The sequence below is a fragment of the Amycolatopsis sp. NPDC059027 genome (genome assembly GCF_042739735.1).
In the GTDB taxonomy this organism is placed as follows: Bacteria; Actinomycetota; Actinomycetes; order Mycobacteriales; family Pseudonocardiaceae; genus Amycolatopsis.
The window spans coordinates 1-14,214 of record NZ_JBHYIK010000095.1; the positions used below are offsets into that span (position 1 = coordinate 1).

Annotated in this window: 12 protein-coding genes and 1 pseudogene; 7 read left to right on the top strand and 6 right to left on the bottom strand. The window is 70.6% G+C overall.

Annotated elements, in window-relative coordinates; genetic code table 11:
* The first annotated feature begins 117 nt into the window (after nucleotides 1-117).
* Both ACFWY9_RS40230 and ACFWY9_RS40235 read left to right on the top strand, forming a co-directional pair.
* Nucleotides 118-609, top strand: a complete 492-nt coding sequence (locus tag ACFWY9_RS40230; protein WP_378341343.1) for an RrF2 family transcriptional regulator — start codon at nucleotides 118-120, stop codon at nucleotides 607-609.
* Between the two features lie 23 nt (nucleotides 610-632).
* Nucleotides 633-1,805, top strand: a complete 1,173-nt coding sequence (locus tag ACFWY9_RS40235) for an MFS transporter (RefSeq protein ID WP_378341344.1) — start codon at nucleotides 633-635, stop codon at nucleotides 1,803-1,805.
* On the opposite strand, the gene ACFWY9_RS40240 is transcribed toward ACFWY9_RS40235, so the two are convergent.
* The 6 genes and pseudogenes from ACFWY9_RS40240 to ACFWY9_RS40265 all read right to left on the bottom strand — a co-directional run bounded on the left by ACFWY9_RS40240 (nucleotide 1,789) and on the right by ACFWY9_RS40265 (nucleotide 7,055).
* Nucleotides 1,789-2,952, bottom strand: coding sequence for an MFS transporter (locus tag ACFWY9_RS40240; RefSeq protein WP_378325717.1), 1,164 nt, complete (start codon nucleotides 2,950-2,952; stop codon nucleotides 1,789-1,791). The genes ACFWY9_RS40235 and ACFWY9_RS40240 overlap by 17 nt on opposite strands.
* 35 nt (nucleotides 2,953-2,987) lie before the next feature.
* A complete protein-coding gene (locus tag ACFWY9_RS40245) occupies nucleotides 2,988-4,151 on the bottom strand; it encodes a S8 family peptidase (protein ID WP_378341345.1) in 1,164 nt (387 codons plus the stop codon).
* Between the two features lie 63 nt (nucleotides 4,152-4,214).
* Nucleotides 4,215-4,673, bottom strand: a complete 459-nt coding sequence (locus ACFWY9_RS40250; protein ID WP_378341346.1) for a thioredoxin family protein — start codon at nucleotides 4,671-4,673, stop codon at nucleotides 4,215-4,217.
* A 13-nt stretch (nucleotides 4,674-4,686) separates the two neighbouring features.
* The gene (locus tag ACFWY9_RS40255; protein ID WP_378341360.1) at nucleotides 4,687-5,082 is read right to left on the bottom strand and encodes a rhodanese-like domain-containing protein; all 396 of its coding nucleotides are present in this window, start codon (nucleotides 5,080-5,082) and stop codon (nucleotides 4,687-4,689) included.
* Between the two features lie 108 nt (nucleotides 5,083-5,190).
* Nucleotides 5,191-6,375, bottom strand: a pseudogene (locus ACFWY9_RS40260) (purine-cytosine permease family protein); the annotation flags it as partial.
* Nucleotides 6,372-7,055 carry a tRNA-dependent cyclodipeptide synthase gene (locus ACFWY9_RS40265; protein WP_378341347.1) on the bottom strand — a complete coding sequence of 228 codons (684 nt, stop codon included), beginning with the start codon at nucleotides 7,053-7,055 and terminating at the stop codon, nucleotides 6,372-6,374. The pseudogene ACFWY9_RS40260 and the gene ACFWY9_RS40265, both read right to left, overlap by 4 nt.
* 218 nt (nucleotides 7,056-7,273) lie before the next feature.
* Between ACFWY9_RS40265 and ACFWY9_RS40270 the strand changes: the two genes are divergently transcribed.
* The 5 genes from ACFWY9_RS40270 to ACFWY9_RS40290 all read left to right on the top strand — a co-directional run bounded on the left by ACFWY9_RS40270 (nucleotide 7,274) and on the right by ACFWY9_RS40290 (nucleotide 14,079).
* Nucleotides 7,274-8,227 (top strand): LysR family transcriptional regulator, encoded by a 954-nt coding sequence (locus ACFWY9_RS40270; RefSeq protein ID WP_378341348.1) that lies wholly within the window; start codon nucleotides 7,274-7,276, stop codon nucleotides 8,225-8,227.
* A gap of 17 nt (nucleotides 8,228-8,244) precedes the next feature.
* The gene (locus ACFWY9_RS40275) at nucleotides 8,245-9,147 is read left to right on the top strand and encodes a LysR family transcriptional regulator (protein WP_378341349.1); all 903 of its coding nucleotides are present in this window, start codon (nucleotides 8,245-8,247) and stop codon (nucleotides 9,145-9,147) included.
* A gap of 77 nt (nucleotides 9,148-9,224) precedes the next feature.
* Complete coding sequence (locus ACFWY9_RS40280) at nucleotides 9,225-10,583, top strand: M14 family zinc carboxypeptidase (protein WP_378341350.1); 1,359 nt, start codon at nucleotides 9,225-9,227, stop codon at nucleotides 10,581-10,583.
* A complete protein-coding gene (locus tag ACFWY9_RS40285) occupies nucleotides 10,580-11,194 on the top strand; it encodes a TetR/AcrR family transcriptional regulator (RefSeq protein WP_378341351.1) in 615 nt (204 codons plus the stop codon). The genes ACFWY9_RS40280 and ACFWY9_RS40285 overlap by 4 nt, the downstream gene beginning before the upstream one ends.
* Nucleotides 11,195-11,679: 485 nt before the next feature.
* Nucleotides 11,680-14,079: an ATP-binding protein gene (locus tag ACFWY9_RS40290; RefSeq protein WP_378325704.1), complete on the top strand. Its 2,400-nt coding sequence runs from the start codon at nucleotides 11,680-11,682 to the stop codon at nucleotides 14,077-14,079.
* Nucleotides 14,080-14,214: the final 135 nt, after the last annotated feature.

Below are 14,214 nucleotides of genomic sequence, written 5' to 3' on the forward strand. Positions count from 1 at the left end.
GGTGCCGATCACCGCGATCTTCATGAGGAGCTCCTTGACTCGGATTCATTGTGTCCGAGTTCGAAGCTTACTCGGACACCTGTTGTCCGAGTCAATCCCGCTGGTTAGGCTGGACGCGTGAAGGTGTCCGGTGGTGTCGAAACGGCGTTGCACTGCTGCGTGGTGCTGACGGCGGCGGCCGAACCGGTACCCGCGGTCCGCTTGGCCGAACTGCACGGGGTTTCGGCCACCTACCTGGCCAAGCAGTTGCAGGCGCTGTCGCGGGCCCAGCTCGTCCGGTCCGCGCAGGGGAAGGCCGGTGGGTACGTGCTGACGCGTTCCCCCTGGGAGATCACGGTTCTCGACGTCGTCGAGGCCGTCGAAGGCCCCCAGCCGACGTTCGTGTGCACGGAGATCCGGCAGCGGGGCCCGATGGCGGCGCCGCCGGAGGCGTGCACCGCGCCGTGCGCGATCACCCGCACGATGATCGCCGCCGACCGGGCCTGGCGCGCCGCGCTGCGCGAGGTGACGATCGCCGACCTGGGCCGCATGGTCGGCGAGGACTACGAAGGCGACGTGCTGGGCCAGATCGGCACCTGGCTCGCGACCGGCAGCGACCGCTCCGCCTGACCAGACCGGACAGGACCGCGTTGATGGACGACGAAACCTCCCCGGACATCGGCGCGGCGGGCCGGAGCCGGTTGTTTCCCTTGTACGCCGCCGGGTTCGTCACCGCGTTCGGCGCGCACAGCATCGCCGCGGGCCTCGGTGGGTACACCGAAGCCGAACACGCGTCGCTGTTGACCCTCGGCTTTTTGCTGGCGATCTACGACGGCGCCGAGGTGGTACTCAAACCACTGTTCGGCGCACTGGCCGACCGCGTCGGCCCACGACCGGTTCTCCTCGGCGGCCTGCTCGCCTTCGCCGTCGCGTCCGCCGCGTTCGTCGTCGCCGGGAATCCGGCGCTGGTCGGCCTCGCCCGGCTGGGCCAGGGCGCGGCGGCCGCGGCCTTCTCCCCCGCCGCGGGCGCACTGGTCGCCCGGCTCTCACCGCACAACCGGCGCGGCCGGGCCTTCGGCGGGTACGGCGCGTGGAAGGGACTCGGCTACACCCTCGGGCCACTCCTCGGCGGAATCCTGATCACCCTGGGCGGATACTCGCTGCTGTTCCTCGCACTGGCCGCGCTCGCCGCCGCGGTCGCGGTCTGGGCCGTACTGGCCGTTCCCGTGGCCGCACCGTTGCCCCGGACCCGGCAGACGCTGCTCGACCTGGCCCGCCGCCTGAGCGCCGGTGGTTTCCTGCGGCCGACCCTCGCGCTGGCCGGTGCGACCGCCGCGCTCGCCGTCGGCGTCGGTTTCCTGCCCGTAGCGGGGGCAGGCCACGGACTCGGCCCCTTGGCCACCGGCGCGATCGTGTCCCTGCTGGCCGCCTGCGCGGCCCTGGTCCAGCCCTGGAGCGGACGTGCCCGCGACGCGGGCCGGATCCGCGACGGGGCAGGCATGGCCGCAGGCCTCGCCCTCGCCGCGGCGGGTATGACGCTCGCCGCGGCACTGCCTGGCGTGGCAGGGCTCGTCATCGCCGCCGTCGCGATCGGAACCGGCACCGGACTGGTCACCCCGATCGGATTCGCCCATCTCGCAGCGAGCACCCCGCCCGAACGGCTCGGGCAGACCATGGGCGCCGCCGAAGTCGGCCGCGAACTCGGTGACGCGGGCGGCCCGCTTCTCGTCGGCGCGATCGCGGTCGCCACCACCCTCGGCCTCGGGCTGACCGGCCTGGCGATCGTGCTGGTCGTGAGCGCGGTCCTCGTCATCTGTTCGAGGTGACCGGGCCGGCGAGCAGGATCGGCACGGTCAGCAGCGCGACCGCGACCCACGGCAACGCCATGGGCACTGTCTCGAGAACGATCCCGCCGGCCAGCGCGCCTCCGGCCACCGCGCCGTTCCAGCTCGCGATGGTGAGCGACTGCGCGGTGTCGGCGCGGCGCCCGGCGAGCAGAGCGGTGACCGCTTGGAACGACGTCGGCGCGCCGCCGAAGGCGAGTCCCCACAACGCCGTCGCCGCGAGGAGGACGCCGGGGCCGCGTCCGCCGACGGCGAGCACGGCGAGACAGCAGGCGGCGGTCGCCGCGCACGACAGCAGCACGGCGCGGGGATGCCGGTCGAGCGCGAGCCCGACAAGCCAAAGTCCGGCCACTGTGGACAGTCCGAACAACAGCAGCCCGGCGCTGAGCAGCCCGGCGTGCCCGTGCCCGGCGTAGAACGGGCCGAGGTAGGTGTAGAAGATGTTGTGCGCCAAGGAGAACGCGATCACCAGGACCAGAAGCGGACGCAGCCCCGGAGTCCGCAGGACGCCACGGAGCCGCGTCCGGCCACCGATCGGCTCCCCCGGTAGCGGCGGGACGACCACCGAGATCCACCAGAGCAGCGGCAGCGCGATGAGCGCCATGACGACGAACACCCAGCGCCAGCCGATGAGCACGCCGAGTGCGGCCCCCGCGGGCACACCGAGCGCGAAGCCCACTGGAGTGCCCGCCATCGCGACGGCGAGCGCGCGGCCGGACCGTTCCACCGGGACGAGCCGCATGGCGTAGTTCGCGACGAGCGACCACAGGACGCCGGTGACCGCGCCGGAGACCACCCGCGCCGCGAGGACGAGCGCGAACCACGGGGACAGCGCGATGACCGCGTTGGTCACCACGAACCCGGTGACGAGCGCGAGCAGAAGTGTCTTGCGGGGCACCCGGGTCGTGGCCGCGGTCAGCGGTACCGCGGTGAGCGCGGTGGTGATCGCGTACACCGTCACGAGCTGTCCGGTGACCGCGGGCGCGACCCCGAGATCGGCGGACGCCGGGAGCAGGATCCCGGCGGGCACGACCTCGGTCAGGCAGCCGAGGAACACCGAGGTCGCGAGCGCGAGAAGGGCGCCAAGCGGCAGGCCGGTGGCGCGGCCGGGTGGCGCGGCGAGGTTCATGGTCGAGTCTCCAACCGTCGTCCCGGCCGCGAGCCCTAGGCCGTATGGAGCAGGAGGTTGTGCGATCCGGTACCGGGATCGGCGACCTTGTCCTTCGACGCGGCGGCCTTGAGTGCCGCGTCGAGCGCGTCCGGCTTGGCGTCGGGATGCGCGGACAGGTACATCGCGGCGACACCGGCTGCTTCCGCCGACGCGATCGACGTACCCGACACGGTGGTGCAGCCGGTGTCGCTCCGGTTGTCCGCGGTCCTGATGTCCTTGCCCGGCGCGTAGAGATCCACGCAGCCACCGAAGTTCGACGACGGCACCCGGCGATCGGCCGCGTCCGTCGCGCCGACGGTGATCCCGGTGGTCTGCCGTGCCGGGGTGGTGCCGCAGGCGTCGGCACCGGCGTTGCCCGCCGCCGTGGTGTAGGCGAGCCCGAGCTGGGTCATCTTGTAGAGCTGGATGTCGATGACCGTGCCGCCGGGACCGGCGAAGCTGAGGTTGAGCAGCGCCGGGCGTTTCGCGTTGAGGTTCACCCAATCCAACGCGGACAGGATCTGTTCGGACGTCCCGGTGCCGTCGCAGCCGAGCGTCCGCACCGATTCGATCGACGCCTCCTTCGCGACGCCGAAGTGGTGCCCGCCGATGGTGGCGGCGACCCGTGTGCCGTGCCCGTTGCAGTCGGTGCCGCTACGGTTCTGGCCGGGCTCGACGGCGTCGAAGGCCGCGTGCGCGCGCCCGCCGAAGTCGCGGTGGCTGGTCCGGACGCCGGTGTCGAGCACGTAGACGTGCACGTCCGAGGCCGTGTTCGGGTAGGCGTAGCTGTGATCGAGCGGGAGGTCCGGCTGGTCGATGCGATCCTGTCCCCAGGACGGCGGATCGTTCTGCGTGCCCGCCGCGGTGTAGGTCTGGTTGGCGCCGACGGTGCTGACCGCGGTGTCGGTGAGGTACTTCGTGTGCTGCGCCTCGGTCAGGTCGATGGAGAACGCCTGCGAAACGGAGTAGTAGACGCGGCGGAGCGTGCCGCCGTACTTCGCGATCATCGCGTTCGCGGCGGTGGTGACCTTGTCCTTGTCCGCGGCCATCGGCTTCAGCCGCACGATGTACACCGACGTGGCCTCGGCGGGGGTGCTCGCGGCGGCCGTGGCGGGCGGAACCGCGGCCACCGCGGTGAAACAGACCGCCAGCACGGCGGCCCTTGTCTTGCGCTTCATGGGAAATCCTTCGCGGAGAGGGACGGATCGCCGCCGGCGCCGACGAGCCCCGGCGGCGGTGCGTCAGAGACCGTTCAGCCAGGTGCGCAGGTCGGCGGGGCCGCTGCCGGAGTCGAAGCCGACGACCCTGCTGCCCTTCTCCTGCCCGTCCCTGATGTCGATGAGCGTCGGGATGTACTCGATGCTGTACTTGTCCGCGATGTCCTTGTTCTGCCCGCTGTTGCTCAGGTCGACCTTCGCCCAGATCCACTTCCCGTTGTCGGCCTTGTGGTACTTCTCCAGATAGGGAGCCATTTCCTGGCACGGGCCGCACCAGGTGGCGTAGAAGTCGAGCACCACCGGTTTGGTCTTCGACATCTCCATGACCTGGTCGTAGTTGGCCGAGGTCACGTCGATGACGGTGTCGTCCTGCGTCGTGACGACCACGCGCTCCGCCGCGATCGCGGGCGTCATCGTGCTGCAGCCGAGCAGCGCCGCGGCCGCCGCGACGGCGGCCGCGAGCACGGATATTCTCGTTCCCATCTTCCTTCTCCTCCTATTCGGTGCTGTCACCGGAAACCGGCGCCGGACGCGCCGCCGTCGGGGTGCCGGACTCGGTCCGGTACCCGGCGTCCACCCAGTCCTCGATGCCCTCGCGGTACTTGCGGACGCTGGTGTAGCCGAGTTCGCGCAGGCGAGCGCCGACGAATTCGCTGTTGCGGCAAGGAGTGTTGGCGCAGTAGACGACGATCGCGGCGGACTTGTCCGGAAGCACGTCCGGCGCGTGCGCGTCGGTGAACTCCGCCGCGCGTTCGTACGGGAAGCCGGGAATGTTGCGGGCGCCGGGCAGGTGTTCCCGTTCGTAGTAGGCGACGGGCATCGTGTCGACCACGATCACCGCGCCCTCGTCCATCGCGCGCTTGAGTTCTTCACGCCCGATCAGTGGAAGCATGTCCGTTCCTCCCTGTGTCCGGCGGCGGGCCGGGAAGAGCCGGCTCGCCGCGAGGTAACCGGCGAAGGCCACGATCACCGAGTTGATCGCGGGAATACCGAAGTCGAAGAAAACCGCGCACGCCGTGCCGAGCGCCCAGCTGACGAGCGCCGACGGCACCCAGTCCCGGTGCGGGCCCGGCACCGAACCGCGTTCGCGCAAGGCGTCGAACACCGGGCGGCAGCGGCGAACGACGAAGTACTCGGCGATGAGCACCCCGGCGACCGGTGGCGTGAGCACGCCGACCGCGGTCAGGAAACCCGCGAAGTCGTCGGCGATCCCGAACGCGGAGGCCGCGGTGCCGAGCGCGCCCAGCACCAGGACCACGCGGACGCGGCCGACCTTGCGGCCGAACAGCACGTCGACGACGTTGACCAGGCCCAGCGAGGACGAGTAGAGGTTCCAGTCGTTGATCTTGAAGATCGCGGTGGCGAGCACCAGGGTGCCGAGCACGCCCGACGAGGAGGTGACGATGCCGACGATGTCGGCCGACTTCGTGGCGTGCGCCAGCAGCACCCCGATCAGCCCGATGAGGTACTCGCCGAGCGTCACGCCGATCAGCGTCTGCTTGACCACGTCGCCCGGGGTGCGGTTGAAGCGGGTCATGTCCGGGGTCATCAGCGCGCCGAGGATGAACGCCCCGGAGACCAGCGTGGTCGCCGCGCCGAGCGAGAGCGGCGGGCCCGGCGGCGGGCCGGACACCAGTGACCCGAGCGAATGGCTGCTCAGTGTGTCCACAATGGAGTATCCGGCGAGGACGAGGAACGCGGGCACGGTCAGATAGCCGACCCAGGCCATGAGGCGGAAGCCGTACACGGTGATGGTGGTGATCGCGACGCCGCCGAGCACGGCCCACACCCATTCCGGCACCGTCTCGCCGAGCGCGTGCATGCCGTGCGCGAACACGCCGTTCTGCACGCCGAACCAGCCCGCGAGGCTCAGCGCCACGAGCAGCCCGACGAGCGCGGATCCCTTCCGGCCGAACCCGGCCCAGCGGGCGAGGACGGATGTGGACAGTCCCTCGCGGACCCCGGCGATGCCGAGCAGCACGGTGATGACCTCGAGCAGCACCGAACCGATCGTGATCGCCAGCACGGCCTGCCAGAACGTCATGCCGTACCCGAGCATCGCGCCGACGATGAACTGCTGGAACGAGGAGACCTGCCCGAAACGCTGCACCGCGACCGACGGCCACGACCGGCGGGCGTGCGCCGGGACCCGCGTCAACGAGTAGTCGTCATGACGGTTCGTCATCGGCCCGCCGCCTCCAGCACCGGCTCTCGCACGACCAGGAACCCCTGCCCGGGATTCGGCCGGAAAGCGAATTCCCCGTCGAAGAACCTCTGCAGAAAGGGCACCCGCTGGTGATAGACGAACATCGATCCGGTGTTCCCGGTGATCAGCCCCGATGCCGCGAACAACGGGAGTTCGGCGAGAAAGTAGCGGACCGCGAGCCGCAGTGTTCCGGCATTCGGCACGTCGCCCATTTTTCCCTGCAGGACCCAGGTCGAAGCGCTGTGGCAGGCGGAACGGAAACCCTGGTCGGTTTCGAAGTGTTTCCCCACCTCGTGCGCGACGCTACGGTAGGCCGGCATCTCCCATAGCCGTGCCATGCCGAGGATCCGGCTCGCCGGATCGGGCACGCCGAGCGTGGTCAACGCGGTGGTGATCTTGTTGTGCACGTGACAGGACTGGCGATGCGCTTTCTGCTTCGCCCGCGCCGGTGAATAACCGAGTGCTTCGAGCGTGTAGGCCGTGACCTCGTCCGGCACGAAGAAATGGAAGTCGTCGAAATTGCCCGCCGTCCACGCGGCGAGCCGGACCAGCCGTTCCGAGGTGAAATAACCGTTGAACGGACTCACGCCGACACAGGCGTGTGGTGCGCCCGGAAACAGCCGGGCACAGCCGGAAGACAGCGGACTCGCGTCGAACATGAGAGATTTCCACCTTTCCTGGTCCGGTTTCCCCGGTGGCCGCGAGTGGATGTGCCTACTGTCGCCGTGGCCCGGTGGGACGGCTAATGCCAGCGGGTTATGCCTTCGCGGTCTCGCGAGCGCCGGACTTCGGAAAGAGGATTTCCTACTTTGGTAGGGGTGGCGATCACACTTTCGCCGGTGCACCCGCGGGTACTCCTGCCATACGGTGATCAGTCGTGGAGCTGGAACTGAAGCATTTACGCCACCTCCAGGTTGTCGCGAAAGCGGGCAGCCTCAATCGCGCCGCCGCCCAGCTGGTACTCCCGCAGCCCGCGCTCAGCCGGGAACTGCGGAGAATCGAGGAGCTGCTCGGCCAGGCGTTGTTCGAACGCGACCGCACCGGCGTCCGTCCCACCCCGTTCGGGCGGCTCATCCTCGATTACGCGGACGGGATTCTCGCCCGCACGGCGAGAATCGGCACCGATCTGGCACAGCGGTGCGCGCAGCGCGCCAGGGCGTTGCGGGTCGGCTGGTCGGCGACCGCGCTGGCCGGGCCCCTGCTCGACGCCTTGGACACCACCGGCACCGGCGACCAGGCGGAGATCAGGACGGCCGGGTCGACCGCGGAGATCCTCAGCTGGTTCGAGCGCGGTGAACTCGATCTCGCGGTGCTGTCCGAACAGTGCGAGGTGACGACGCCCGCGAACACCGGCCGGATCGACCTCGCCGACGACCCGCTGCTCGTGATGCTCCCCGACTGGCATCCCCTCGCGTCGAGACACTCGGTCCGCCTCGCCGAACTGGAACACGAGCGGTGGATCTCGTCGACGGGGCCCGACCGCTGCCGCGAGTTCCTCGCGCGTGTCTGCCACCCTTTCGGCTTTTCCCCGCTCATCGCGCACCATGTCCCGGTCTCCGGCCCCCGCGACGAAATCGTCCGCTATCAGGGCGACGTCACTCTCATCCAGACACTGCGTCCCCTCGCGCCCGGCGTGGTGCACCGGCCGATCTCGGACCTGCTGATGCGGACCAGCCATTTCCTGCTCTACCGCGAGGACAGCCCGATCGCCTCGCGGGCCGGCCTGCTGGCCGGGGTGATTCTCGACGCCTACCGGGACAGTCGCGGACGGCACACCGGCCCGCACGTGTTTCCCGCACCACTGCGACGGCTCGCCGCGCGCACGAACTGACCCGTGCCGGAGCGGGAGTGGACATCGAGCTGCGGCAGCTGAAGATCCTCACCGCCGTCGCCGAGACCGGGAGCGTCGCGGCGGCCGCCGTCCTGCTCGGCACCACGCAGGCGAAGCTCGAGGTGCGGATCCACCGGCTGGAACGCATGGTGGGCGCCGAACTGCTGACCGAGGGCCCCGCGGGAACGACGTTCACGGAAGCGGGCGAGGTGCTGCTCGAACACGCCGCGGTGGTGCTGCCGCAGTTCGACCGGATGCTGGCCGCCGCGCGGGCGGGCGGCCACGCGCCGCCGGACCGCATCCGGATCGGCGCGGTGGCGACACCCGTCCTGCCCCGGCTCGTCCGGGAACTCGGTTCGCTGCGGCCCGGCGCCGAACTGTCGGTGCTGATCGACGAACCGGGCACGGAGCTGGCCGAGGCGGTGAAGCGTGACGAACTGGACCTCGTCGTGCTGCGGCAGAACACGGACAGCGCTTCCCTGCCCGCCCCGCTCGCCTGGTCGTCGGTGGCCACCGAGCCGCTCGTCGTCGGCATTCCGCGGGGGCACGCACTCGGCACTCCGGACTCGGTACCGCCCTCCGCGTTGTCCGGCCATCCGTGCGTCCTGCTCGATCAAGCCGTCCAGCCGCTGACGCGCGCGGTGCTCGCGGCGTGTGCCGAACCGCGATTCCGCTACGTCACCAGTGAATGGGCCGCACTCTGCCTCGGCCACGGCGCGGGTATCCCGACCGTGACCTCGCCACCGAGGACTCCGATGCCGGACACCGCCTATCGCCCGCTGCGCTGCGCGGCGACGACGTCGACACTCGTGCTCGCCTGGGTCCCCGGCGGACCGGTCGGCGGCTGCGCACTCCGTGTCAGCGAAGTGGCGGGGCAGGCACATTCCGCGTACCTGCGTGCGCTCACCACCTGCCCGTGAACCTTGCTGGCGCTGCTCGCGCGTCGTTGATAATCTCGATTACGGTAGTAATCTGGATTATCATTCTGGGGGACGTCATGATCGGACTCGTCGCGGACCGGCTGAGCGGACTGCCGGACATGGACCGGATCTGCACCGTCGACGAACTCGAGGCCGCGCTCGCCACGCTCGCGGACGACCACCCCGAGGTCTGCCGCCTCCGCCGGATGGGCACCTCCCGGCTCGGTGATCCGCTGCGGATGCTCTCGGTGGGCCACGGTCCCCGGCACGCGCTGATCGTCGGCGGCCCGCACCCCAACGAACCCCTCGGCCTGCTCACCGTGCTGCACCTGGCACGGCTCGTGACCGAAGACCCCGCGCTGCGCGACGAGGCGGGCTACAGCTGGCATTTCGTGCCCTGTCTCGACCCGGACGCGACGCGCATGAACGAGGACTGGTTCGGCGGTCCGTACACGATCCGCCACTACCACCGGAACTTCTTCCGCCCGGCCCTCACCGACCAGCCGGAGTGGACTTTCCCCGTTCTGGACGAGCAGGCGTATTTCGACCGGATGCTGCCCGAGACCCAGGCGCTGGCCAGGGTCATCGACGAGCTCCGCCCGGTTTTCCAGTACTCGCTGCACAATGCCGATTTCGGCGGGGTGTTCTTCATCCTCAGCCAGGACGTGCCCGGCGTGGCGGACGACCTCGCCGAGGTCGCGCGGGCCGGAAATGTCCCGCTGTCACTGGGTCCGATCGACACACTCGGCTGGCCCACCGCCGCGCCGGCGGTATACCTGATGCCGTCCGCACGTGAGCTGGCCGCCGCCACCGCGCGTCCGGACGGATCCGCGCGTCTCGGCGGCTCCAGTTCGCACTACGCCGAGCGGCACGGGACGACCACGCTGGTCACCGAGGTACCGCTGTGGCGCGACCCGCGTGCCGCCGATCCCTCGGCGAGCGGGCGTGCTTACGCCGACGTGTTGCGCGAGAACGCCGCACAACTCGAAGCGGACGCCCGTGCGCTCGGCGCGGTGTACCAACGGGTGTCGCCCCGGCTGACGATTTCCTCGCCGATGCGCCCGGCCATTGCCGACACTCTGGAGCACAGCTCGTCGCTGGCGTCCGCCTACGACAAGATGGCCGGCGCCGTCGCGGGACGAGAGGCGACGGTCGCCGAATCCTTCGCCGCGCACTGTGTCGTGCACATGGTGCGGCTGCGGTGTGCGGGTCTGTTACACCGCCAACTCGGCGTCGAGCAGGCGGCGGGCAACCGGCCGTCGGTACTGCGAGCCGCCACGGAAGACGCCTCCGGCCTCCTCGACCGTTGGTGCGCGGACGCCGAGCACGCCCTGCGCGCCGATCCCTTCCCCCTGCGTGACGTGGTCGCGGTCCAGATCGGCGCCGCGCTCGCGACGGTGCGGCGCCTCGACGACGTCGCCGGTGCCGGCCGGTGAAACGTGCCGAATCACGGCAGCGCAACAACACCGCGCTGATCGAGGCCGCGCTCGCCGAGATGGCCGCACACGGCTACCGGGCCGCGCGGCTGGAAGACATCGCCGCCAGGGCGGGCCTGACCACAGGCGCGGTGTACTCCCGATTCGGCGGAAAGCGCCAGTTGCTCCTGGCCACCGTCGAGCACCTGGCGCGGCTCCTGCGAGACCGCCTCGCCGAGCTGACCGAACAGGACCTGACCCTCCACGAAGCACTTCGGGGCTACGCCCTCGTCACCTATCGGCTCGCCCTCGACGAGAACGCCGCCCACTGGTACGCCTTCGAAGTCGACGCGGCCGGTTTGGCCGCGCACGACGAAGAACTCGCCGACGCCATCGCCACGCAGGCGAGCGAGATCACCGCTCTCCTCACCCGGCTGCTCACCGGCCGCGTCATCGCCCCCGGGCGCACCCCCGTCCGCCGCACCACCCCCGCGCAGGCGGCACGCCTCACCCCCGCCGTCCGCGCCCTCACCATCGGCCTTGCCCAGCAAGCGATCCGCGCTCCGGACGCCGTCGCCGAGCGCTACGCGGCCGATGCCACCGCCGCCCTCGCGCACCTGCTCGATCCGTGAACCACCGGACCTTCCGGTCCGAAGTGGACGGACTGGCCGGCACGAGGTGCGAAACGTGCCGGCCAGTCTCGTCCCCGCGACGTCGTCGACCAGCGTGACCATCCAGGGAACCGCGCGCCGGGACCGGAAGTCGGGCACGACCACGCCGCCGAGCTATTGGTCCGCCGATATTCCCGTCGTTCTCCCGAAAACGCGCAGGCTCGCATCACGATCGACACCGCGGTGTCTCTTCCCCCTCGATACTTCGCCACCCGGTCACGGCACCGACCGAAGACGACGCTCCCTTTGTCCGGAATTCGAACTTTGCCCGGAACCAGAAGTTCTCCGCCCCGGTGACAACGATGGTGCCACCGGCCTCGCGGGACCGGCAATGGCGACAGGCCGTCCCGGACAGACCCGGCTGTCCGCACTGGTCAGGCGAGTGCCCGGACATTGTTACGGACAGGCTATTGCCACTGCGCGCCGAATGCCGCGAGCATGGAGACGTGGAGGATACGGGCATTCACCCGGATGCCGCTCGCGACGCCGCCGAGTTCGTTTGCCTGCTGGGAAAGATCAAGGAACGATCCGGATATACCTATCGGCAGCTAGAAAAGCGTGCGGCCGACGCCGGCGAATTCCTGCCCCGCAGCACACTCGCGGGTGCGCTGCAGAAGAACGTGTTGCCGAGCCCGCAGACGGTGGCCGCGTTCATCCGCGCCTGCGAGGGCGACGAGCGGGTCGGGGCCTGGATCGCGGCACGCAACCGGATCGAGGCGAATACGCCAGGGCTGCCCGCGGCGGAGGCAAACCCGGATCCCCGGCGCGTTCTCGCCGCCGATCCGGTGAGTGCCCGCACCCCGCCCGCCGACCCCGGCCCGGCGAGGCGCGCGGTACCCCGCCAGCTGCCCGCCGCACCCCGCCCGTTCGTCGGCAGGCTCGGCGAACTCGCCCATCTCGACTCCGCGCTGGAGGAATACCCGGACGGCACCGGGACCGTCATCCGGGCGATCGGCGGTCCCGGCGGCATCGGCAAGACCTGGCTCGCGTTGTGGTGGGCCCATCAGCACCTCGACCGGTTCCCGGACGGTCAGCTGTACGTCAACCTGCGTGGTTTCGACGCGGTGGACGAACCGATGGAACCGGACCTGGCCGTCCGGGGTTTTCTGGACGCGCTGGGTGTCCACCACGACGCCCTGCCCGCGGAGTTCGAGGCGCAGGTGGGCCTGTACCGCAGCCTGGTCGCCGACAAGCGGCTGCTGGTGGTCCTCGACAACGCCAGGGACAGGGCCCAGATCACCCCGCTGCTGCCGGGCGGGCGGGCCTGCACGGTGCTGATCACCAGCCGCCACCGGCTCACCAGCCTCGTCACCACGCACGGAGCCCGGCTGCTCGACCTCGGCGTCCTGCCCGAGCAGGAGGCCAAGAGGCTGCTCGGCCGCCACCTGGGCGTCGACCGGCTCGCCGCGGAACCCGGCGCGGTCACCGAATTGCTGACGTACTGCGCGGGACTGCCGCTGGCACTCGGCATCGTGGCCACCCGGGCCGGCACGCACAGTGACTTCCCGCTGGCGACGCTGGTGCGGGAACTGCGGGACACCTCCGCGCGGCTCGACGCGCTGGACACCGGCGACCTGACCGCGAACGTCCGGGCCGTGCTCTCCTGCTCCTATCGCGCACTGCGGCACGAGGCAGCGGACACGTTCCGGTTCCTGGGCCTGGTGCCCGGACCGGACATCGGCGTGCTCGCCGCCTCCTCCCTCACCGCGCGCCCGGCCGACCGGACCCGCGTCATCCTGCGGGAGCTGGAGAACGCGAGCCTGCTGCAGCAGCATCTCCCCGGTCGCTACCGGATGCACGACCTCATCCGGCTGGACGCCGCGGGCCAGGCAGGCCAGGACCTCACCGAAGCCGCCCGCGACGAAGCACTGCGCCGCTTGGCCGACTTCTACCTGCACACCGCCTTCGCGGGCCAGCAGCTGCTGGATCCGCACCGCCCATCGGCCCGGCTCCGGCACCGCGCGGCGGGCTGCGTCGCGCAGCCTCTCGAGGATCGGGCGGCCGCGCTGGACTGGTTCACCGCCGAACACGCCAATCTGCTCGCCATCCAGAACACCGCCGAGGCAAGGAACTGGCCCACGCTGGTCTGGCAGCTGGCCTGGGTCCTGTCCACCTATCTGTGGCGCCGCGGCCGCCTGCACGACGATCTCGCGGTATGGCGCGCCGGCCTGGCCGCGGCGACCCGCATCGAGGACGTCACCTGCCTGGTGCGGGCACGTCAACGGCTGGGCAACGCCTGCGCGCGGCTGGGCTTGCACACCGAGGCACTCGAACACCTCCAGGAGGCACTCGCGCTCACCGAACGAGCGGGCGACCACTCCGAACAGGCCTACACCCACCGCATCTTCGCGCGCGCCTGGGAACACCAGGGGGACGACGCACGCGCACTGGAACACGCGCGCAACGCCCTCCACCTGTTCCGCACCGCGGGCAACCCGTTCGGCCAGGCGCGCGCGCTCAACGACGTCGGCTGGCACCAGGCCCGGCTGGGCCACGGCGAGCAGGCCCGCACCCACTGCACGGCCGCGCTGGCGATCGCCAGGCACCACGACTATCCCGAGGGCGAAGCGGCCATTTTGGACAGTCTCGGGTACATCGCCCACCATGCCGGCCGGCACCACCAGGCGCTGCACTACTACCTGCAGTCCCTGAGCGTGTACCGCAAACTCGGCCACGCCTACGAGGAGGCCGACACCCTCGAATGGCTCGCCCACACCCACCACGCCCTCGATCAGCGCGAACCGGCGCACAGCGCGTACCAACAGGCCTTGGAGCTGTACCAGACGCAGAACCGCGCCGGGGACGCCGAACGCACCCGCCATCACCTGACCCTTCTCAAGCGGTGACTCGCTTCGGCGGTGTTGCACGGCTGACGTGAGCTGAAGGGGGGGGTGGGGGGGGGCCCCCCCCCCCCAGAGCCCCCCCACGCCCCCGCGTGCCCCACCAAAAACACCAAAAACCACCCCCCCCCCCCGGGGCGC

Bases quoted from the DNA above. Each gene is read 5' to 3' on its own strand.
- ACFWY9_RS40235 (WP_378341344.1), top strand. From the start codon at position 633: ATGGACGACGAAACCTCCCCGGACATCGGCGCGGCGGGCCGGAGCCGG.
- ACFWY9_RS40240 (WP_378325717.1), bottom strand. From the start codon at position 2,952: ATGAACCTCGCCGCGCCACCCGGCCGCGCCACCGGCCTGCCGCTTGGC.
- ACFWY9_RS40245 (WP_378341345.1), bottom strand. From the start codon at position 4,151: ATGAAGCGCAAGACAAGGGCCGCCGTGCTGGCGGTCTGTTTCACCGCG.
- ACFWY9_RS40250 (WP_378341346.1), bottom strand. From the start codon at position 4,673: ATGGGAACGAGAATATCCGTGCTCGCGGCCGCCGTCGCGGCGGCCGCG.
- ACFWY9_RS40255 (WP_378341360.1), bottom strand. From the start codon at position 5,082: ATGCTTCCACTGATCGGGCGTGAAGAACTCAAGCGCGCGATGGACGAG.
- ACFWY9_RS40265 (WP_378341347.1), bottom strand. From the start codon at position 7,055: ATGTTCGACGCGAGTCCGCTGTCTTCCGGCTGTGCCCGGCTGTTTCCG.
- ACFWY9_RS40280 (WP_378341350.1), top strand. From the start codon at position 9,225: ATGATCGGACTCGTCGCGGACCGGCTGAGCGGACTGCCGGACATGGAC.